At 67.9% G+C, this 20,560-nt stretch carries 19 protein-coding genes; 8 read left to right on the top strand and 11 right to left on the bottom strand.

Annotation, left to right across the window (positions count from 1 at the left end; genetic code table 11):
- The first annotated feature begins 18 nt into the window (after positions 1-18).
- A complete protein-coding gene (locus CFB50_RS32070) occupies positions 19-642 on the top strand; it encodes a glutathione S-transferase family protein (RefSeq protein ID WP_069252645.1) in 624 nt (207 codons plus the stop codon).
- Between the two features lie 89 nt (positions 643-731).
- On the opposite strand, the gene CFB50_RS32065 is transcribed toward CFB50_RS32070, so the two are convergent.
- Together CFB50_RS32065 and CFB50_RS32060 are read right to left on the bottom strand one after the other, a co-directional pair.
- Positions 732-2,132, bottom strand: a complete 1,401-nt coding sequence (locus tag CFB50_RS32065; RefSeq protein ID WP_089448563.1) for a serine hydrolase domain-containing protein — start codon at positions 2,130-2,132, stop codon at positions 732-734.
- Between the two features lie 192 nt (positions 2,133-2,324).
- Positions 2,325-3,500 carry a hypothetical protein gene (locus CFB50_RS32060; protein WP_179254258.1) on the bottom strand — a complete coding sequence of 392 codons (1,176 nt, stop codon included), beginning with the start codon at positions 3,498-3,500 and terminating at the stop codon, positions 2,325-2,327.
- Between the two features lie 295 nt (positions 3,501-3,795).
- Between CFB50_RS32060 and CFB50_RS32055 the strand changes: the two genes are divergently transcribed.
- The 5 genes from CFB50_RS32055 to CFB50_RS32040 all read left to right on the top strand — a co-directional run bounded on the left by CFB50_RS32055 (position 3,796) and on the right by CFB50_RS32040 (position 7,993).
- The gene (locus CFB50_RS32055; RefSeq protein ID WP_059238668.1) at positions 3,796-4,215 is read left to right on the top strand and encodes an HIT family protein; all 420 of its coding nucleotides are present in this window, start codon (positions 3,796-3,798) and stop codon (positions 4,213-4,215) included.
- A 255-nt stretch (positions 4,216-4,470) separates the two neighbouring features.
- Entirely contained in the window at positions 4,471-4,635 is a 165-nt protein-coding gene (locus CFB50_RS39710; RefSeq protein WP_011353821.1) for a hypothetical protein, read from the top strand.
- Positions 4,636-4,797: 162 nt separating this feature from the next.
- Positions 4,798-5,457, top strand: a complete 660-nt coding sequence (locus CFB50_RS32050) for a methyltransferase family protein (protein ID WP_089448562.1) — start codon at positions 4,798-4,800, stop codon at positions 5,455-5,457.
- 378 nt (positions 5,458-5,835) lie between these two features.
- A complete protein-coding gene (locus CFB50_RS32045) occupies positions 5,836-6,282 on the top strand; it encodes a hypothetical protein (RefSeq protein WP_043181055.1) in 447 nt (148 codons plus the stop codon).
- Positions 6,283-7,156: 874 nt separating this feature from the next.
- Positions 7,157-7,993 (top strand): bifunctional allantoicase/(S)-ureidoglycine aminohydrolase, encoded by an 837-nt coding sequence (locus CFB50_RS32040; RefSeq protein WP_089448561.1) that lies wholly within the window; start codon positions 7,157-7,159, stop codon positions 7,991-7,993.
- 276 nt (positions 7,994-8,269) lie between these two features.
- On the opposite strand, the gene CFB50_RS32035 is transcribed toward CFB50_RS32040, so the two are convergent.
- The 3 genes from CFB50_RS32035 to CFB50_RS32030 all read right to left on the bottom strand — a co-directional run bounded on the left by CFB50_RS32035 (position 8,270) and on the right by CFB50_RS32030 (position 10,618).
- Positions 8,270-8,872 (bottom strand): hypothetical protein, encoded by a 603-nt coding sequence (locus CFB50_RS32035; RefSeq protein ID WP_069252642.1) that lies wholly within the window; start codon positions 8,870-8,872, stop codon positions 8,270-8,272.
- Between the two features lie 528 nt (positions 8,873-9,400).
- Positions 9,401-9,577, bottom strand: a complete 177-nt coding sequence (locus tag CFB50_RS39705) for a hypothetical protein (RefSeq protein WP_179254257.1) — start codon at positions 9,575-9,577, stop codon at positions 9,401-9,403.
- A 246-nt stretch (positions 9,578-9,823) separates the two neighbouring features.
- Positions 9,824-10,618 carry an aminoglycoside phosphotransferase family protein gene (locus tag CFB50_RS32030; protein ID WP_089448560.1) on the bottom strand — a complete coding sequence of 265 codons (795 nt, stop codon included), beginning with the start codon at positions 10,616-10,618 and terminating at the stop codon, positions 9,824-9,826.
- A gap of 238 nt (positions 10,619-10,856) precedes the next feature.
- On the opposite strand from CFB50_RS32030, the gene CFB50_RS32025 reads away from it, so the two are divergent.
- On the top strand, positions 10,857-12,989 hold the full coding sequence (locus CFB50_RS32025; protein WP_089448559.1) for a penicillin-binding protein 1A: 2,133 nt from the start codon (positions 10,857-10,859) through the stop codon (positions 12,987-12,989).
- A gap of 8 nt (positions 12,990-12,997) precedes the next feature.
- Positions 12,998-13,609: a trimeric intracellular cation channel family protein gene (locus CFB50_RS32020; RefSeq protein WP_089448558.1), complete on the top strand. Its 612-nt coding sequence runs from the start codon at positions 12,998-13,000 to the stop codon at positions 13,607-13,609.
- An 85-nt stretch (positions 13,610-13,694) separates the two neighbouring features.
- On the opposite strand, the gene CFB50_RS32015 is transcribed toward CFB50_RS32020, so the two are convergent.
- The 6 genes from CFB50_RS32015 to CFB50_RS31990 form a co-directional block, all read right to left on the bottom strand.
- Positions 13,695-14,081 carry a VOC family protein gene (locus CFB50_RS32015; RefSeq protein ID WP_089448715.1) on the bottom strand — a complete coding sequence of 129 codons (387 nt, stop codon included), beginning with the start codon at positions 14,079-14,081 and terminating at the stop codon, positions 13,695-13,697.
- Positions 14,082-14,192: 111 nt separating this feature from the next.
- Positions 14,193-15,014, bottom strand: a complete 822-nt coding sequence (locus CFB50_RS32010; protein WP_069252637.1) for a heme ABC transporter ATP-binding protein — start codon at positions 15,012-15,014, stop codon at positions 14,193-14,195.
- A gap of 19 nt (positions 15,015-15,033) precedes the next feature.
- On the bottom strand, positions 15,034-16,122 hold the full coding sequence (locus CFB50_RS32005) for a FecCD family ABC transporter permease (protein WP_089448557.1): 1,089 nt from the start codon (positions 16,120-16,122) through the stop codon (positions 15,034-15,036).
- Positions 16,123-16,137: 15 nt separating this feature from the next.
- The gene (locus tag CFB50_RS32000) at positions 16,138-17,055 is read right to left on the bottom strand and encodes a heme/hemin ABC transporter substrate-binding protein (protein ID WP_089448556.1); all 918 of its coding nucleotides are present in this window, start codon (positions 17,053-17,055) and stop codon (positions 16,138-16,140) included.
- Positions 17,052-18,143 carry a hemin-degrading factor gene (locus CFB50_RS31995; protein ID WP_089448555.1) on the bottom strand — a complete coding sequence of 364 codons (1,092 nt, stop codon included), beginning with the start codon at positions 18,141-18,143 and terminating at the stop codon, positions 17,052-17,054. The genes CFB50_RS32000 and CFB50_RS31995 overlap by 4 nt, the downstream gene beginning before the upstream one ends.
- Before the next feature lie 49 nt (positions 18,144-18,192).
- Positions 18,193-20,460: a TonB-dependent hemoglobin/transferrin/lactoferrin family receptor gene (locus CFB50_RS31990; RefSeq protein WP_089448554.1), complete on the bottom strand. Its 2,268-nt coding sequence runs from the start codon at positions 20,458-20,460 to the stop codon at positions 18,193-18,195.
- Between the last annotated feature and the right edge of the window lie 100 nt (positions 20,461-20,560).

Genomic DNA, 20,560 nt, shown 5'->3' with positions numbered 1-20,560 from the left:
ACCTCACAAGGAGACTGCATGCTGCACATCCTCGGCAAGATCCCGTCCATCAACGTCCGCAAGGTGCTGTGGCTATGCACCGAGCTGAACCTGCCGTTCGAACAGGAAGACTGGGGCGCGGGCTTCCGCACGACCAACGATCCGGCCTATCTCGCGCTGAATCCGAACGGTCTCGTGCCCGTCATCAAGGACGACGATTTCGTGCTCTGGGAATCGAACACGATCATCCGCTACCTCGCGAACCGCTATGGCGGCGACGCGCTGTATCCGGCCGAGCCGCAGGCGCGCGCGCGGGTCGATCAATGGATCGACTGGCAGGGCGCGGACCTGAACCGCTCGTGGGTCGGCGCGTTCCTCGGCCTCGTGCGCAAATCGCCCGATCACCAGGACCCGGCCGGCATCGCGCAGTCGATCGCGGGCTGGACGAAGCACATGCAGGTGCTGAACGCGCAGCTCGAGGCGACTGGCGCGTACGTGGCCGGCAACAGTTTCACGCTCGCGGACATTCCGATCGGCCTGTCGGTGAACCGCTGGTTCGGCACGCCGTTCGAGCATCCGGATTTCCCGGCGGCGAAGCGCTATATCGAACGTCTCGCGACGCGCGAAGGCTTCCAGAAATACGCGGGCAGCGCGAACCCGTGATGCCGCGCCGGTAGTGCGCGGTGCGGCGGCGTTGCAATCGCCGTCGCACCCGCGTCATGACCGGCATGCATGAGCCCGCGGGCCCGTCGTCACGCACCGGGCGCGGGCACCGCGTCGAGCACGCGCGCGAGAAACGCCTCGTGATTCCACGCGGATTCCGGCCGCGACAGCCCGAGTCGCACGACCACCAGTTGCCGGCTCGGCACCACGCTGACGAACTGGCCTTCATGGCCGACCGCATGAAACGCGTCGGCCGGCATCGCGACCGCATGCGGATCGCGATCGTTGAACGGCTCCGGCACCTTGACCCACAGCTGCGCGCCGTACTCCTGGCGCGCCGACTGCGGCGTCGTGCGCGTCAGGTAACGCACCCAGCCTTCCGGCAGCAGCCGCTGCCCGTCCCACACGCCGTCCTGCAACAGCAGCTGCCCGAAGCGCGCCCAGTCCCGCGCGCTCGCATACATGTACGACGCACTGACGAGCGTGCCGGACGCATCGGGCTCGAACACCGCGCTGCGCATCCCGAGCGGCGCGAATAGCGCGCGGCGCGGTAACGCGAGGTAGTCGCCGTCGCTGCCGCCCAGTGCGTCGCGCATCACGCGCGCGAGGATCGCGCTCGTGCCGCTCGAGTAGGACCACCGCGTGCCGGGTGTCACAGCGAGCGGCTTCGCCGACGCGAACCGCGCGGTATCGGGTTGTGCGTACAGCATCAATGCGACGTCGGACAGCGGGTCGTCGTAGTCCTCGTTGAATTGCAGGCCGCTCGTCATCCGCAGCAGCTCGTCGAGCGTGATGGCCGCGCGCGGATCGCCGCTGCCGCGCCATTCGGGCAGCAGCGCCGACGTATCGGGCGATAGCTTGTGCTGCGCGACGAGCGTGCCGACCAGTGCGGCCGTGACGGTTTTCGTCATCGACCAACCGGGCAGCGGCGTGTCGGCGGTGAAGCCGGTTGCATAGCGTTCGGCGATCACCTGGCCGCGCCACATCACGACGACCGCGCGCGTGCGCCGCGGCCGCGCCGGATCGGGCTCGTCGAACGCGCGGTCGAGCGCGGTCTGCAGCTTCTGCGCGTCGATGCCGGCCGGCGGCGTGGCCGGTGCCGGCTGTGTGGACGGCGGATCGGGGAGGGGCGGCAGCGCGGCCGGCAACGCGCCGGGCGACGGCCCGAGCGCGAGCGTGCAGCCGAGCCCGGGCCGGAAGTCGGCTTCGCGTTCGGCGAAGCCGGCGAAGGTCGCCGTCGCGCGATGATGGTCGGGATCGATCGACGGGTGCACCAGTTTCAGCAGCGGATGCACGCCGGCCATGATGTCGACGTCGATCACGGACGCGGCCGGGCGGCCCGACACGTACACGCCGGAACACAGCGCCTTCGCCGCATAGCCGGTCGCGATCGGCGCGAGCCGGGACAACATGGTGCCCGTGTAGCCGACCGCCGCGACGACGGCGAGCGCGACGCCGCGCAGGATCAGCTTCTTGAAGGGGATCGTCATGCGCGAGCGTCCTCGATTGTCGGCAGGCAGAACATGAACCGGCAGTGTCGCAGGTTCGGGCCGGCGGTGGCAATCGCGGGTGCGTGCGACGCCGGGCGGCGCCGACAGCGCGCAAGGTGCCCGGCGTGTGTGACTCGTGTGTGTCGATCGTTTGGGGCGAACGGGCCGCATGCGGCCCGTCCAGGCGGCGCGTTACTGCGCGTTGTTGTTGTCGGAGCGCAGGGTCCAGACCGTCGCGGTATTCGTGTTGTCGTCGACGGCTGCGAATTCCAGCTGGCCTTTGCTGCCGCGCCCGAACGCCAGGCCGAACGCTGCCCCTGCAACGGTGTCGACCTGCATCTGCGCGACGAAGCGGCCGTCCACCGTGAATTCGACGATCTCGCTCGGCTGCTGCGGGTCGGCGTTGACCGCGTCGCCGTTCGCGGTCACGAGATGGCCGTTCGGTGCGAGCGCCAGCGCGAGCGGGCCGTGCAGGTGCGCCGCGTCGAAGTAGATCATCCGTCCGACGCCCCCGTTGCGATTCGTCGACGCCGCGTTCTGGATCGCGAACACGGCGTTGTCGCCGGTGGACGCGACGTACAGCACGTCGATGTTCGGGTCGTAAGCGAGGCCGGTCGGACCGACGACGAGTGCGCTGGGATCGGTTCGATTCACGTAGCCCGACGCGATGACGCGCGAGCCCGGCAGCATCGTGACGCCGTTGTCGCCGATCGCGAGTTCGATGCGCGAGACCGTCCCGTTCAGCACGTTCGACACGAACGCGGTCACGCGCTGGCCGCGATCGATCACGGTCATGTCCCACGGCCCGTCGAGCAGCGCCGCACTGCTGAGTTGCGTGACGAGATTGCCTTGCGGACCGATGACGAGCAGCGAACCCGGCGGCACGACGGTCTTGCCGTCCGGCGCCGGGACGTTGCCGACCAGCACGAAGCCGCTGCGCAGCACCACGAGCGCGGTCGTCAGGCCGAGATTGCTGCCCTGGAAGAAGGCCGCCGGCGTCTTGCCGGGCGACAGCTTCACGATCGTCGTGCCGGTGCCTTGCGTGTTCGACGCCGAATTGAAGTTGGACACGACGACGTCGCCGGGTTTCAGCGTGCTCCAGCTCGGCACGCCGCGCGGCACGAATGCGATGCCGTACGGATTGACGTCGCCGTTGGCGGGCACGGTCGACGCGGTGAACGATGGAATCGGCAAGATGATGTCGCTGCCGCCGGCCCATGCGAAAGCCGACGATAGCGCGACCAGCCCGGCACCGCATGCCGCGCGGCATAGCGAGTGCGCAAGCGTGCGCCGGACGCGCGCGACGACCGGCGGATCAACCGCAAGGACGGGCGCGGCGGGGGAACGACAGGAGGGGAGAGGGTCCATGGCATGACTCCGGTTGATGATCGCGAGCAGTCATCCCGGCTGCCGGCTTGCGCAGCCGACGGGTGTCCGGCGCGGGTTCGCGATCGTGCTGTTGCCGCGTGAACCCACGCTCGAAATAAACGGACGGCGACGGCCGGATATTCCATTCCGTTACCGATGTTGCAGGCGAGCCGGCGGCTATTGTTCGCCGTAAGGGCTATGCGACCTGACAAGTTGAAATCCGACCCGCCGTCGACCGATAATCGTCCGGCATCGCTTTCCCACTCTCCCAGTCCAACCGTTATCGGAAAACGCCATGTCCTACGACAACAACAACCCGTTCGCCAAGATCCTGCGCGGCGAACTGCCGTGCGTGAAAGTCGCGGAAGACGACGCGACCCTCGCGATCATGGATCTGATGCCGCAGGCCGACGGCCACGTGCTCGTGATCCCGAAGGAGCCGGCCGCGCAGATCTTCGAGTTGTCCGGCGACGCGGCGGCGGCCGGCATTCGCATGACGCAGCGCGTCGCGGCCGCGGTGCGCGCGGCGCTCGAGCCCGACGGCGTGTTCATCGGCCAGTTCAACGGCGCGGCCGCCGGCCAGACGGTGCCGCATGTGCACTTCCACGTGATCCCGCGCTGGGAAGGCGCGGAGTTGCGGATGCATGCGCGCGAAATTGCCGACGCGGCGACGCTCGAAACGCTTGCACAGCGCATTCGCGCGCGTTTCGTGTAACGCGGCGATTGCACGCGGCGACGGCGCGGCATGGCGCACCGGCCAGCCGCCGTGCCAACGCCTGTTTCAGCGGTCATGCGAGGTAACACGTGTAACCGCCGACGAAACTCGGCTCGGCCACCCCGGCGCTAGACTCCGCGCATTGCTTCACCGAGCGACAGGAAGGGCGGATCGCCTCTTCGTGCCGGCCGCCGCCCTTCGCGGCAGCACGGCTTTCGCGAGGTGCCATTCGTCTTTCGCGCCGGGAATCGAGCCATGACCAGACTTCTCATCACGCTTGCCCTGATCGGCGGCCTGTCCGGCTGCTACGTCGCGCCGCCGTACGGCTACGCGCCCGCGCCGGCCTACTACGGCTATGCGCCGGCGTATTACGCGCCGCCCGTCAGCGTCGGGATCGGCGGCAACTTCCGCATCCGCTGATCGGGCCCCGGGCGCAGGTGCTGGCCGCATCGGTCAGGCGCGCCGCGTCCGCCGGACGACTCCAGCGGATTCGCGTCACGCATAACGACGGTGCGCTGCACGGCGTGCGCGCGCTTCCTATACTTCACAGGAAAGTGCATTCCGTACTCCGGTGAGGCCGCCATGACAGTCACCCGCAAGGTCGCAGTCGCGTCCGCCATCGCCACGCTCGTCTATCTCGGACTCGCGGTGCTCGGCGGCGGCGGGTTCGCGGCCTTCTTCTCGCATCCACCGTTGACCGTCGTCGTCGTCGCGACGCTCGCGATGGCCGTCGCCGCGCTGTTCACCGAAGGCAACCTGAGCAGCGGCGAGCGCGAGAATCGCGACAACCGCTGGGTGCTCGCGGCGTTCGGGGTGAGCGGGTTCCTGCTCGCGTACCTGCCGGCGCTGACCGACCGGCTCGATTTCTGGACGTTCGGCGGCGATGCGGTGCGCTGGATCGGCGTCGTGCTCTACATCGCGGGCGGCGTGCTGCGCATCTGGCCCGTATTCGTGCTCGGCAAGCGCTTCAGCGGGCTCGTCGCGATCCAGCCGGGCCATACGCTCGTGACCGACGGCATCTACCGCCGCATCCGCAATCCGAGCTATCTCGGCCTGGTCGTCAATTCGGTCGGGTGGGCGCTGGCATTCCGCTCGGGTGTCGGCTTGTTGCTGGTCGTGCTGACGATGGTGCCGCTCGTCGCACGCATCCGCTCCGAGGAGGCGCTGCTGCGTGCGCAATTCGGCGCCGAATACGACGCGTATTACGCGCGGACCTGGCGTCTGCTGCCCGGCGTGTACTGACCCCCTTCATCTCTTCCCCGCCGCCGTTTCGGGCGCCGCCCACGATTCGTTCCCGATGTGTTGCCACGTGTGTCGCAAACGTGCGACGCCGTACATGGCCGGCCTGTCGTTCCGCCGCGCCGGACCCTCGGCGAAGCCAATACTGGCGCGGGTTTGCGGGCATTCCGGCGCGGCCGTTCGAACGCGCTTATTCGTAAACAACTTGTTACCAGAATGTCCACGGCAAGGATGTGGGACCGGTGCTATTCTTCGCCGCAAGCTCATTGAAATGAATTGGTCCGCGGTTCGGCACAATGCCTGACCGGACGTCGATCGATTCAGATCGTCGTACCGAGCGGACCTTCAATAACCAGATTGCGAACAAGGAAGAATACGGGAATGTGGAAGAAAATCGCCCCCGCTCTCGTCGTCGCCGCTTTGACCGGCGCGACTGCACTGCCGGCCATGGCAGGTGACATGAACAACGCGCTTGGCGGCGCGCTCGGCGGGGTAGCCGGCGCAGCGGTCGGCGGTGCGCTCGGCGGCAGCACGGGCTCGGTGATCGGCGGTGCCATCGGCGGCGGCGCGGGTGGCGCGGTGACGTCGAACCGTCGCGAGCGCACCGGCGCGATCATCGGCGGCGCCCTCGGCGGCGGCGCAGGTACCGCGGCAGGCAATGCGATGGGCGGCCGCACGGGCGGCCTGCTGGGTGCGGCTGTCGGCGGCGGCGCCGGCGCGGCGCTCGGCGGCAACATGTCGCGCAGCTCGTACGAGCGTGATTACGGCGGTCGCGGCGATCGTGGCTATCGTCACCGCAAGCATCACCACCACCGCGACTGGGACTGATCGCCGCTGGCGCGGCTTGGTGCGCGAATGGCGCACCGGCGCGCCGACGGCGTCGGCACCCGACGCGAGATTCGGCCCGGCGGCCTGCCGGGCCGTCATCGCCGGCCAGACCGGCGAACCCTTTCCGGCTTCCTCAGCCGCGGCCAGACGCCCGATCGACGGGCCGGCAAGTTTCCCTCATCGCTGTATTTCCCCGTTTTCCGACTACACCGTCTCTCGCGACTGAATGCGTCCGAGGCGTGCCGATAGCATTCGTGTTCCGTTCGATTTCCGTTGGTCCGTTCTGCGGGCGGCCCGCGATGGCTCATGATTGGCGCGGTGCGGCTTGCTGCCGTACGCACGTCGTCGCACTCCAATCGGCGTAACCAGGTTTATCGCGAACCGCGCGCGCAACGGGAACAGCTGCGGTTATTCGCCCGCGCCTTTTGCGTCCCGGCGAACGTGCGCGTTGCCCCGCCCGTCAGGATTTCCCTGATAGCCGGAGCGTCGCTTCGCCCTTCCTCACCGCGTATCGCGGCTGCCGGCGAGTAGTGGGAAATCGAATGGAATCCATCGCAACATTTAATTGGTCGATTGCGAACGACTTCGCTATCGTCGGCGATGCTCGCGTACGGCATCGCACCGTGCCGCTGGCCGCGCCTTGCCGCATGATCGCGAGCGCCGCGGCCTGGCTGCCGGCCCCACAAGCATGGGCCGCCGCGTCCGATGAACCGGACGAACCCGTCGCGAAGCCTGGCCGACCGAACGAAGGCGCATGCGTCTTCAAGCCACCCCGGCAACGATATCCCGCCGCCGCATGCGTGCCCCACGCGCGTACGTGCCGCCCGATGCCGTTGGCACCCGGGGCCGGACCAACCCATTGCCTGGATGCACTATGTCTAAGACAACGTATTACGCGCCGCATGGCGGCCACCCGCCGCAGACCGATCTGCTGACCGATCGCGCGATGTTCACCGAGGCGTACGCGGTGATCCCGAAGGGTGTGATGCGCGACATCGTCACGAGCTGGCTGCCGTTCTGGACGAACACGCGCCTGTGGGTGATCGCCCGTCCGCTGTCGGGTTTCGCGGAAACCTTCTCGCAGTACATCGTCGAAGTGAACCCGGGCGGCGGCAGCGACAAGCCCGAGCAGGACAAGCACGCCGAAGCCGTGCTGTTCGTCGTCGAAGGCGAAGCCGAGCTGACGCTGCAAGGCACGAAGCACGTGCTGAAGCCGGGCGGCTACGCGTTCATTCCGCCGGGTGCGGACTGGACGCTGCACAACGTCAGCGATGCCGCGGTGCGTTTCCACTGGGTGCGCAAGCACTACCAGGCCGTCGACGGCATTCCGCTGCCGGAAGCCTTCGTGACCAACGAGCAGGACGTCGAGCCGATCCCGATGCCGGGCACCAACGGTGCATGGGTGACGACGCGCTTCGTCGACATGAGCGACATGCGCCACGACATGCACGTGAACATCGTGACGTTCGAGCCGGGCGGCGTGATTCCGTTCGCTGAAACGCACGTGATGGAGCACGGGTTGTATGTGCTCGAAGGGAAGGCTGTGTATCGCTTGAACCAGGACTGGGTCGAGGTCGAAGCCGGTGACTTCATGTGGCTGCGCGCGTTCTGCCCGCAGGCGTGCTATTCGGGTGGCCCTGGCCGCTTCCGTTATCTGCTGTACAAGGACGTGAACCGTCACATGAACCTGTTGCTGAACCCGGCGCGTTAAGCGTCGTTCAAGCAGTCGGATCAGTCGAATGTGAAAGCCCGCCGGGGAATACCGGCGGGCTTTTTTGTGCTTGATGGATTGTCGCGGATGTCGTTTGCCGACCCGTTGCTGCCCTTCAGGCCCGTGCAGTGCCTCCGGCCGCTTCCAGGGAACCATGACCGCCGAGCGCGTCGCCTGCGTCCGGGAATCCGCGATCCCGCTTTAGCCGAAGCGCGGATTGTGGGGCAACGGGATGCATACTGCCGCGAGTCGTACGCATCCCTCGGGTGTCGGCGATCAATAAGCTGCGATCTTTTCGGTGTGCTGCTGTTCAAGGGGCTTCCTGGATTTCGCCAGTGCCGTGATGAACAACATGGTGGCGATTCCGCCGGCAATCAGTACAGGGTACGCGGCCAGGATCTGGAACAACGAATACTTCCAGCTCAATGGGCGCCCGACGCCCAGCATCGCCGCATAGAACCACGACACTGCGGAAATCACGCCAGCGAAAATGGCAACCATACGCCGTTCAAAGGAAAGCTCCAGCAAGGAGCCCACTTTTTGCAATGCCGGGAGGACCATCGAGTGCAAGGCGATACCGTTGAAGGTCAGCAAGGCGACGATGCCGATCTTGGCCTGGAGTTTGGGATTGTGGAGGTACGTGAGGCCCTGAGTCCGCATGTCGAACGCAATGATCGCAATGCCGGTGATCCAAAGCACCGTCAGCGCCAACGTGACGGTGCGCTGCAGACTGGCCAGGTGGACCTGGTCGAGATCCTCGGGTGCGTCGGAATCCAAAAGCCGCTTGACCATCGCAATGTCACTGGTCAGCACGAGGCCAATCGCGACACAGCAGGCGATGAGATGAATAAAGACAATACCCAACCGTACGAATTCCATTTTTCTGTCCTCGTTCGCGCAATGCGCAAATTTAATTTGTACCGTCAAAAACCCGGTTGATTCTCCTCAATAAATTAGGAGTGCGATTAAAGTATTAAAATAAGACCACGAATCCTGCTGTTACGCCGGCTTAAGTCATGCATGACAAGAACGACTCGGCGACCCGATTACGGATCGTCGGGGTCCTGTCGGACTGCTTACAGTCGAATCGATACTCATTGCGAGTTCGACCGCTGGAGTCCGCACGGCGTGCGGGCTTGCAGGGTCGGATGGCGAACTGTCGGGTATCCGGCATGGCGTGATAGGCAGAATGAAACATCGCCCGACTGCCGGATGCCGCCGGACGACCCGCAAAATTTACGGGATGTGTCCGCAACGAATCAACCCGACTTGTAACGAAATGCAAAGAAGGGCGGGTGCGACAAATGGGCGCGGCGAAGGGTTCGACCCGGGCGTGGCTCACCCGGACAGGGGGGATGCCGTATTGTTACTATTTCCATCGAGTCGCGATCGACGCGCCGAATCCTTTTACATTTCCTTGAAAAACGCTGAAAGGGTCGCAGGCAACAATGCACGTTGTGAAATTTTCATATGTTGAATTGAGCAATATCGACTGCTCGAAATTCCGGTGAGAAGAGACTCGTGGCGTCGAAGATCGGCAACCGGAATTTGACCGTGGCGGCGGAAACGCGGATGAAACTTCATGGCCGATTCCGGTTGGCTGGGCGGGGCGCCCGACAAGAGGGTAAGGGAGACGTAATGATCGACTTTGGCCGCGCATGATATGCCGCCATTGATTCGGTGAGCGTCCGCTGTCCGGTGCTGAACCGACGGATCCGGCGCCACACGGCACACCTGGACGAACGGCAGACGATGGCCGAGAGCAGCCGGCTTTCCCCGTATGCTCAAGGAATTCGCGATGAACCTTGCTTTCGTGGTCGGTGCGTACCACTACAGGCCGAGCGTGATCGCCGCGCGCGTCGCGACCTGCAACCGCGTGTCGGGCAGCAGCCCGTCCTCGATCAGCCACACCGCTGACAAGCCCGACCACGCGAGTATCCACTGCAGCAGCTGGCGGCGATCAAGCTTCCCCGCCTCGGCCACCAGCGTGACACGCCGCTCGAAGCGCACGGGATCGACCGCAATATCGTGCGACGGATTGCAGAACAAATTCGCGTAGTCGAACGCGCGATCGCCGCGTAGCGCCTTCGGGTCGACCGCACGCCAGCCGCGATCGCCGAAATGGAGGATGTTGCCGTGATGGATGTCGCCGTGCAGGACGACTTCATCGACAGGCGGCCCGGCGAGCAGCTGGCGCGCGACCGTTGCCGAGTGGTGTAGCACGTCGCTGCCGGAAGCATCCGACAGCAGCGCATGGAACCAGTCGTGCAGCGGCACGACCGACGGCGGCTCCGGCGCACGATGCGCATGCAGTCGCTCGACGACGCCGCAGGCGATGCGAATCGCGTCGTCATCGTGGCCTGAAGCCGAAAAACCGGCCAGCGTCGGCTCCGGCTGCGCCCGTTCGAGCAGAATCGCATCGCCGTCGTGCAGCCACACGTGCGCGGCGCCTTGCCCGTTCCACCAGGACATCAGCGCATTGCCGCGACGCTCTTCGTCGCAGGTAGCGACTTTCAACATCGCCGGCCGCGATTGCCAGACGACGGGCAGCAGGCCGCCGCTCGCGGTCAGGATCGGGCCGCCGTCGGGAACGAGGCCCCACAGGCCCAGGTATCGATCGAACATCACTCGATGCTACCGCCGAACCGGCTCGCGCGCAGCACGGTGCGTCCAATGGTGCGTCACGCGGTCGCAGATGCGACGTGAACGGCCCACGCGCACTTTCCTAAATAAAATTTAGCCAGCCAAACTTTGGCTAAAGAATGTTCCGGTTTCGCGCCATCCCTTCGACAATGCGCGCCTTTCGTGACCAGTCGGTGCCGCTCGCGCACCGGCCGTCGCAGCATCGAAGAAGGAGCCCGACTTGACCGACCACACCTCATCCCCGCCGCCGCCACCTGCCCCGCCGCCGCCGCCGCCACGCCGTCGCCGCGTGTGGCGCACGCTCGCGGGCGCGCTGCTCGGCCTGACGGTCGCATGCGCGGGCATCGGCGCATGGACGATCCAGCGCATCTGGACGCAGTTGCCGTCCGTCGAGCACCTCGCCGTGTACCGTCCCGCGCTGCCGCTGCGGATCTTCTCGCGCGACGGCGACCTGCTGGCCGAATACGGCGTCGAGCGGCGCGAGTTCGTGCCGCTCGAACGCATCCCGCCGCTGATGCGGCAGGCGCTGCTCGCGGCCGAAGACGCGAAGTTCTACCAGCACGGCGCGGTCGATTTCAACGGCCTCGCGCGTGCGACGTTCGCGAACGTCGTGACCGGGCAGCCGGGGCAGGGCGGCAGCACGATCACGATGCAGGTCGCGCGCAACTTCTACCTGACGCGCGACAAGGTGCTGAGCCGCAAGCTCGCTGAGATCCTGATGGCGACCAAGCTCGAACGCGAATACAGCAAGGACAAGCTGCTCGAGCTGTACATGAACGAGATCTATCTGGGCGAGCGCGCGTACGGTTTCGCGGCGGCCGCGAACGTGTATTTCGGCAAGCCGCTCGACGCGCTGAGCGCGGGCGAGGCGGCCGTGCTCGCGGGGCTGCCGAAGGCGCCGTCCGCGTTCAACCCGGTCGTCAATCCGGCACGCGCGACCGCGCGGCGCAACTACGTGCTCGGCCGGATGCATGCGCTCGGCCAGCTCGACGACGCGACGTATCACGCGGCCGTCGACGCGCCGATCGCGCTGGCCACCACGCCGCCGCCGGGGATCATCGCGGCGCCGTACGTCGCCGAGCGCGCGCGCCGGATGATGGTCGAGCGTTTTCACGACGATGCCTATACGCTCGGCCTCGACGTGACGACGACGATCTCGATGCGCGACCAGCGCGCGGCCGAAGCATCGCTCACACGCACGCTGAGCCGCCAGCCGCGCGCGAAGCGCGATGCGCGCAACGGCCTCGAAGGCGCACTGGTATCGCTCGATGCGGCAACGGGCGACATGCTCGCGCTCGTCGGCGGCGCGGATTTCAACCGCAACGTGTTCGACCATGCGCTGCAGGCGTATCGCCAGCCGGGCTCGAGCTTCAAGCCGTTCGTCTATTCGGCGGCGCTGGAAAAGGGCTACTTCCCGGGCGTGCTCGTCGACGATACGCAGCGCACGCTCACGCATGAGGAAACCGGCGCGCGGCCGTGGCGCCCGCGCAATTTCGCCAACAATTACGAGGGCTTCATTCCGGTGCGGCGCGGGCTCATGCGCTCGAAGAACCTGGTGGCGGTCAGCCTGATGCAGGCCACCGACGCGCGCTACGTGCAGCAGCACGCGGTGCACTTCGGCTTCGACGCGCAGCGCAATCCGGCGTCGCTGCCGCTCGCGCTCGGCGCGGGCGCCGTGACGCCGCTCGAACTGGCGAGCGCGTACAGCGTGTTCGCGAACGGCGGCACGCGGATGGAGCCGCGCCTGATCCTGTCGGTGAAGCAGCGTCACGGCGGCGCGATGTACGAGGCGACGGCGCCGGCAGGCGAGCGCGTCGTGTCGGCGCGCAACGCATTCGTGATGGACAGCATGCTGCGCGACGTCGTGAAGTCCGGCACCGCGCGCGGCGCGCTTGCGCTGCGCCGCGACGACACGGCCGGCAAGACGGGCACGTCGAACGGGTCGAAGGACGTGTGGTTCGCCGGCTACTCGTCGGGCATCGTCGCGGTCGCGTGGCTCGGCTACGACACGCCGCGCCCGATGGGGCGTGCGACCGGTGCGTCGCTCGCGCTGCCGGTCTGGCTCGACTACATGAAGACGGCCGTCGACGGGCGTACGCCGGTCGAGGCAACGCCGCCGCAGGACGTCGCGCTCGTCGACGGCGACTTCGTCTACGCCGAATACACGCGCGGCGCGTGCACGGCCGCCGTGCCGTCGTACATCCGCAGCCGCTTCGCGTGCGGCGGGGCGGCGGCGGTGGCCGGTGCATCCGACGCGCCGGGCAACAACGGCAAACCTGCCGAGCCGATGCCTGCGGCGGTCGATGCGGCCGAGCGCGAACGCGTGCTCGACCTGTTCCGGACGGATGACTGACGCGCACCATGCATACGCTTTATCTGATTGCAATCGTCGCGGAAGCGATGTCGGGGGCGCTGATGGGCATGCGCCGCGGGATGGACCGCTTCGGGCTCGCGCTCGTCGGTGCGGTGACGGCGCTCGGCGGCGGCACCGTGCGCGACGTGCTGCTCGGCCACTATCCGCTCGGCTGGATCGCACATCCCGAGTACCTGGTGATCACGCTGGTCGCGGCCACCGTCGCGTCGTGGGCCGCACGGCATGTCACGCGAATGAAGACGCTGTTCGTCACCGTCGATGCGATCGGCCTCGCGGCGTTTACGATCATCGGCTGCGACGTCGGCGCGTCGACGGGCACCGCGCCGATCATCGTCGTGCTGGCCGGTGCGATCACGGGTGTCTGCGGCGGGATGCTGCGCGACCTGCTGTGCAACGAGATGCCGCTGATCCTGCGCGAGGAGCTGTATGCGAGCGTCGCGTTCGTCACGGGCGGGCTCTATGTCGGGATGCAGCATCTCGGCATCGATGCGGGGTTCGCGACGATCGTCGCGCTGGCGGCCGGATTCTCGATGCGGATGCTCGCCGTGCGGCTCGGCTGGAAGATGCGGACGTTCGGCGCGGCGGATCTCGAGCATTGAGCCGGGAGACTTGCCGTTCACGCAGCGCCGGACGAGGGCGATGCGGGCCCGGGCGTTTGAGTGAACGCCCAGGCCGAACGGACAGTCAGTCGGTCTGCATCACCTGGAAGACGTTGCCTTCCGGATCGATGCCGTCGTACATCGTGTACGCGAACCCATCATGGCGCTTGAGATCGCGCACCGTCACACCGCTGCGGGCCAGCCGGTCGCGATGCGTGCCGATGCCCTGGCCGATCGAGAACACGAACTTCACGTGGCTGGTTTCAGCGCGCGCGTCCGTGTGAGCGGTCACCGCGTGGCGGTACGCCGGGCCGGCGAGATGCAGCGCGAGTTCGCCGGTGCCTGCGCCGAGCACGACCCACTCGTTTTCGATTTCCTCGATGACAGGCAGATCGAAATACCGTTGGTAGAACGACTTGAGCGATGCGACGTCCTGGACGTACAGGATGACGCGGGTCATCGGAAGCGGCACGTGAGTCTCCTTGAAGGGATGCGCGAAGCGCGAATGATGCGTTGTGACGGTCATTGCTATCGATAGGGCAGCGCATCTAGCGACGCAATGCTCATGCGACACACGCCCGCGCTACGCCGGCACCATCACCGGCGGCGCACCGTCGCCGGTGTCCACCATCTTCACCGCGAATCCGTAGCACCGCGCGATATGGGCCGGCGTCATCACGTCGCGCGGCGTGCCGTGCGCGACGATCGTGCCATCGGCGAGCATCGCGATCGTATCCGCGTGCCGTGCGGCGAGATTCGGATCGTGCACGATCGCGAGCACGCCGAGCTGCCATTCGCGTGCAACGGCACGCACGGTTTCGAGCAGGCGGTGCTGATGCGACAGATCGAGCGCGGCGGTTGGCTCGTCGAGCAGCAGGTAGCGCGGGCCGCTTTCCGCCGCTTCGTCATCGGGCCACAGCTGCGCGAGCACACGGGCGAACTGCACGCGCGCGAGTTCACCGCCCGACAGCGTCGTGACATCGCGGCCGACGAGCGCATCCGCGCCCGCGCGTTCGAGCGCGCACCACGCGATCTCGCGATCGCGATGCGACGTCGCGCCGCTGCGCCGCGCATGCGGATAGCGGCCGAGCAGCACGATTTCGTCGACGCTGAACGGGAATGCCGGCTGCGCGGCCTGCGGCAGCACCGCGCGCAGGCACGCGAGCCGCGGCGCGTCGATGCGCGCGAGCGGTTCGCCGTTCAGCGTGATGTCGCCGGTCACGCGCACGCCGTTCGGCGCGACGCCGCCGGTGAGTTCACCGGCGAAGGTCTTCAGCAGCGTGCTCTTGCCCGCGCCGTTGCGGCCGAGCAGCGCGGTCACGCGACCGGGTTCGATCGACAGCGACAGGTCGCGCAGGATCGCGTTGTGCCGACGGGCGACGTCGAGGTGGTGGGCGGTCAGCATGGGCGTCGTAACAGAAGGGTTAGCCGCCGAGCGCGCCGCGGCTCTTCCACAGCAGCGCGAGAAAGAACGGTGCGCCGAGCAGCGCGGTCAGCACGCCGAGCGGAATTTCGGCGGGCGCGGCAACCGTGCGCGCGGCGAGATCGGCGGCGAGCGTCAACAGCGCGCCGAGCAGCGCGGCGCCCGGCAGCACGATGCGCTGGTCGGGGCCGCACGCGAGCCGGACGCAATGCGGCGCGACGAGCCCGATGAAGCCGATGATGCCCGCACACGACACCAGCGCGCCGACCGCGAGCGCGACCGCGACGAGCACGCGCCGCTTCAGCCGCTGCACCGGTACGCCGAGGTGCAGCGCCTCGGTTTCGCCGAGCTGCAGTGCATTCAGTGCGTTGCGTTCGCGCGCGAGCAGCGCGCAGCCGATCGCGACGCACGGCGCGACGGCTGCCAGTGCGGACCATTGCGCGCCGCCGAGGCTGCCGAGGCTCCAGAACGTGAGCGAGCGCAATTGGGCGTCGTCGGCGACGAACGTGAGGAGCCCGATCGCCGCGCCGGCCAGCGCGTTGATCGCGATGCCGGCGAGCAGCAGCAGCGGCAGTGCGAGCCGGCCGCGCGACGCGGCGAGCCGGTAGACGAGCGCCGCGACCGCGAGCGCGCCCGCGAACGCGGCGATGGGCAACGCGGCTGCGCTCACGTGCGCGGCAAAGAGCGCGGGGCCGAGCACGATCATCGTCGTCGCGCCGAGCGCAGCGCCGCTCGACACGCCGACGAGCCCCGGATCGGCAAGCGGGTTGCGGAACAGCGCCTGCATCGCGGCGCCGGTCGCGCCGAAGCCGCCGCCGACCAGCAGCGCGAGCGCGACGCGCGGCGCGCGGATGTCGAACAGCACCGCGCGCGCCTGCTGCGCGGTCGCATCGCCGGTCAGCGCGGCCCAGGCTTCCGCGAGCGGAATACGATAGGCGCCGACGCACAGCGCGACGACGGACATCGCGCACACGAGGCAGGCGAGCGCAGCCAGCGCGAACGGCGCGAAACGGCGCGACGTGCTGATGCGCGCGGCGCCGGCGCTTGACGCGGGCGACGATGCGGGGAAAGGCGAAGCGTGAGCGGGCATCGGGGCAGTCCGGAATCAGGCGAGCGCATCCGACAGGCGTCGGTGCAGGGTCGTGACGGCGAGCGGCAGGCGCGGGCCGAAGCCGAGCAGGAACAGCGCGTCGAGCGCCACCACGCGCTGCGCGCGGCCGGCCGGCGTCGCGCCGAAGCCGGGCGTCGCGAGCAGCGCGGCGCGGCCGCCGACCGCCGCGAGCCCTTCGTCGGAGATCAGCACGATGTCGGGCGCGGCGGCGGCCAGCGCCTCGGTCGTCAGCGGCTTGTAGTGATCGAAGCCCTGCATCGCGTTGCGCGCGCCCGCGTAGCGGATCATCGCGTCGGCGGCCGTGCGCTGGCCGGCGACGAGTGCCTGGTTGCCGGTATGGTTCAGCACGAACAGCACGCGCGGCGGCTGCGCGCCGCCGGGCGCACGGGCAGCGACCGCATCGCGCGCGGCCTGCCAGTCGCGGTCGAAACGTTGCAGCAGCGCGGCACCCGCGTCGCGCACGTCGAGCGCCTGCGCGACGCCCGTGATCTTCGCGCGGACCGATTCGACGTCGTGGCGTTCATCGAACGTCGTTACGGCAACGCCGGCGTTTTTGACTTGCGCGATCGCGGTGGGCGGGCCGGCTTCCGCCGACGCGAGCACGAGATCGGGGCGCAGCGACAGCAGCCCCTCGGCCGACAGCGCGCGCTGGTAGCCGACCTTCGGCAGCCGCTTTGCGGCGTCGGGGTACGTGCAGGTCGTGTCGGCGCCGACGAGCCGGTAGCGCGGCGTTTCCGCGCCGCCGAGCGCGAACGCGGTTTCCGCGAGTGCGCCGCCGATCACGACCACGCGTTTCGGTGCGGCTTGCGCACTTTGGGCGAGCACGCTGCCGGGCAGCGCGCCCGCGAGCGCGCCGGCCGCCGCGCTCGCCAGCAGCGCGCGGCGGCGCGGATCGAACGGCCGCGCGCTCACCGTGCGCCCCCGCGTGCCGCGGCCGGCAGCGTCGCGACGAGCGTGCGCCAGTCGTCACGTTCGACCTTGCCGGGCTTGCGCTCGCCGAACAGCAGTGCGACGTGGTCGCCCTGCCGGTCGAATAGTTCGAGCGACGTGACGATGCCGTCGCTGGTCGGCTTCTTCACGACCCACGCGGCGGCGATCAGGTCTTCGCGCACGTGCAGGTTGAAACCCGGGTCGAGCACGTTGATCCATGCGCCGACCTCGCGCACGTTCGCGACGGGGCCCGTATGGATCTGGATCATCCCTGCATTGCCGACGAACACCATGATCGGCTGGCCGCTCTGCGCGGCCTGCTGGAGCACGTGGCGCAGCGCATGCGCGGTTTCGACCGGATACGCGTATTGCGGATCGGCGAGCCGCAGCGCCTGCATGCGGCTTACGCCGAAGCGTTGCGTGATCCCGAAGAACTGGTGCGTGTCGGTCATCGCGTCCCACGCGGCACGGAAGCCGGCGACGTCGATCTCGGTGTCGGCGCGCTCGGGCGTTTTCGGCGCGGCGGGCGTGACGTCGAGACCCGGCTCCTGCGACGGCGCACGCCAGCGCTCGACGAATGCGTCGTACGCCGCGTGGTCGCTGTGCGCGCGCAGGTAGACCTTGTGGATCGCATGGCCCTGCGCGTCGAAGAACTGCAGGCTCTTCAGCGCGCCGTGCGCGGTCTCGTCGCGCACCGCGAACGCCGATACCCAATGACGATAGAAGATGCGCAGGTCGATATCGCCGAGCGCGAGCCCGACGGGACCGTCGTGGCTCATCTGCGCGTACTCGCCATCCTTTTCGTGGACGGCCGTGTCGTTGCGCGTGAGCGCCATCACGCGGCCGAGGCGCGGCATTTCCTCGAACATCGCCGGGAAGCGCGCGTCGAGCCGCACGACGTGCTCGCCGACGAACGCGGCGAGCGCCTCGCCTTCGCTGACGCCGAGCGCCTGCGCGACGTCGCGGTTGCGCAACTGGCGCTCGGTCTTGAGCTTGATGAACGCGTCGCGCAGCGCGGCGGCCGCGCGGGCCGGCGTGGCCGGTTGACCGGGAAGGGCGGATTGCATCATGTCGGACTCCTTCAAGTAACGGTTGGGGTGGCAGCGCGGGCGGCGCGCATCAGAAATCCACTTTCATGCTGACGGCGACCGTGCGTCCGGACGACGTATAGGCATCGAGCACCTGCGAATCGGCTGCGATGCCGCGCACGTCCGACCAGTTCCAGTACTTCCGGTCGAACAGGTTGCGGATGCCGATCGTCGCGCTCACGTGCTTGTTGAAGCGGTAGCCGCCGCGCAGGTCGACGACGAACGACGACGGCGGTGAGAAGCACGCCTTGTTCGAGCAGTCGGACTTGTCGATGTCCTTGTCGCGTTTCGCGGCCTGGAACAGCAGGTCGGTCTGCACGTACCAGCGCTCGGTCGGCTCGTAGCGCACGCCGAACACGGCCGAGAACGGATTGACGGTGTTCAGCGGCTGGCTGGCCGCGCCGTCGTTCTGCGTCGAACCCTTCGTGAATCCCATCGCCGTCTTCAGCGTGATGCCGTTCGGCATCACCCATTCGGCGCGGCCTTCGAGGCCGTGAATGCGTGCGTCGGCGAAGTTCACGTACTGGAACACGAACGGGTCGGTTGGCCGGCCGCTGCCGGCGATCGTCGTGCGCGAGATGAAGTTGCGGTAGCGGCCCGTGAAGGCAGCGGCGCTGTAGCGCACGACGCCGTAGCCGGTGCCGGACTTGCCGCGCAGGCCCGCTTCGAACGTGTCGCTCGTCTCGGGCTTCAGGTTCGGATTGCCGATCGACGTGTAGCCGTACACCGGGTTCGAGAAGCTGCTGTTCACCTGGTCGGGCGTCGGCGCGCGGAAGCCGTGCGCGTACTGCACGTACGGAATGACCGCGGGCGTGATCTCGTAGAGCACGGCGACGCGCGGCGACAGTTCGTTCGCGCTCGTCGACACGGCCTTGCCGGTGAACAGCGAATCGTTCTCGGTCGGGCTCAGCCGGTACGTGTCGAAGCGCAGGCCCGGCGTGACGAGCAGGCGGCCGTAGCCGATCTGGTCCTGCACGAACGCGCCGAACAGCGTGTAGTCGGTGTCGGGGAACGCCTTGTTCGGGAACGCCTCGCCGACGCCCGGCACCGTGCCGTCGCGCATGTTCGTCACGCGCGACACGCTGCCGTCGACGCCGTAAAGCAGCTTGTGCGCGAACGGGCCGGTCGCGAAACCGCTTTCGGCGAACGCGGAGCCGCCGAACGTGCGCTCCTTGTACTGGTTGTCGCGCGAGCGCGAAGCCGCCCGGCCGCGTGTCTCGAACGCGTACTGGTCCTGCTTCGCGTCCTGGTAGTAGAACTGCACGTGCGCGGTCTGGAACCAGCGGAACGCGTCGTCGTGGAAGTCGTAGTCGACGCTGAAGCGGTTGCGCTCGAGGCGGTCGTAGGTCGTGAGGCCGAGCGTGGTCGGCGGGCTGATCGCCGACAGCACGTCGGTGCTCACGCGGCGCCGCACCGTTTCGGCGGTGAACTTGATCGTGTCGCGCGTGGTGGGCGTCAGCACGAGCTTGCCGAGCAGCGATTCCGAATAGACGTCCTGCGGGTTCGACGTGGTGCGCAGCGTGCTCGCCGAGTTGTTGCCGCCGCGCGTGTCGACCTCGTGGCCGCGCCGGCCGTCGGCGATGATCATCCCCTGCACGCGATCGTTGCCGCCCGCGGCCGACACGGTCGCACCGACGCTGCGGTCGGCCGAGTCGTAGCTCGGCCGGAACGAGAAGTAATAGGGCTTGTTGTAGATCGACAGCAGGTCGCGCGGATCCTTCGTGATGAAGTTCACCGCGCCGGTCAGGCCGTCGCTGCCGTACAGCGCCGACGCCGGCCCGCGCAGGATCTCGATGCGCTTGAGCGTGTCGAGATCGGCGTAGTCGCCGCGCCCCGCCTCGAGCGGGCCGAATGAAAACGCATTCGGCAGGCGAATGCCGTCTTCCATCAGCAGCACGCGATTGCCTTCGAGGCCGCGGATGTTGATGCTCGAATCGCCGTCGCGGCCGCCGCCGAGCGCGGCGCTGCCGGGCCGGTACGCGGTGCGGCGCACGGTCACGCCCGGCTCGTAGCGCAGCGCGTCCTTGATGTTGGTGGCCTGCTGTTCTTCCAGATCCTCGTCGGTGATCACCGACACGGACGCCGCCGTGCGGCTCGCGGCCGTGGCGGTGCGGTTGGCCGTGACGGTGACGGGATCGAGCAGTCCCGCGTCGCCGCGCGTGGACGCGGCGACGAGGAGGGCGGCAGGCAGGTTGGCGCCTTGCGGCGTCGAATCGGCGTGAGCCGTGGCGGCGGACAGGCCGAACGCGCCGAACAGCGCGGCACAGATCGGCCGCCGCGCCAGCGTATAGCAATGCACAGGTGGTCTCCCATTGACGAAAACAAGCCCGAAGGCTGGCTGGGTGACGCGTTCACCTGGCTGGCCCGCCCGCGCACGGAAGGCGGCGAGCGGCGAATTG

The sequence above is a fragment of the Burkholderia sp. AU33423 genome (assembly GCF_002223135.1).
Classification (GTDB): domain Bacteria; phylum Pseudomonadota; class Gammaproteobacteria; order Burkholderiales; family Burkholderiaceae; genus Burkholderia; species Burkholderia lata_D.
The sequence above is the reverse complement of the archived record's forward strand: the minus strand, read 5'-3'. Positions and strand labels throughout refer to the sequence as shown.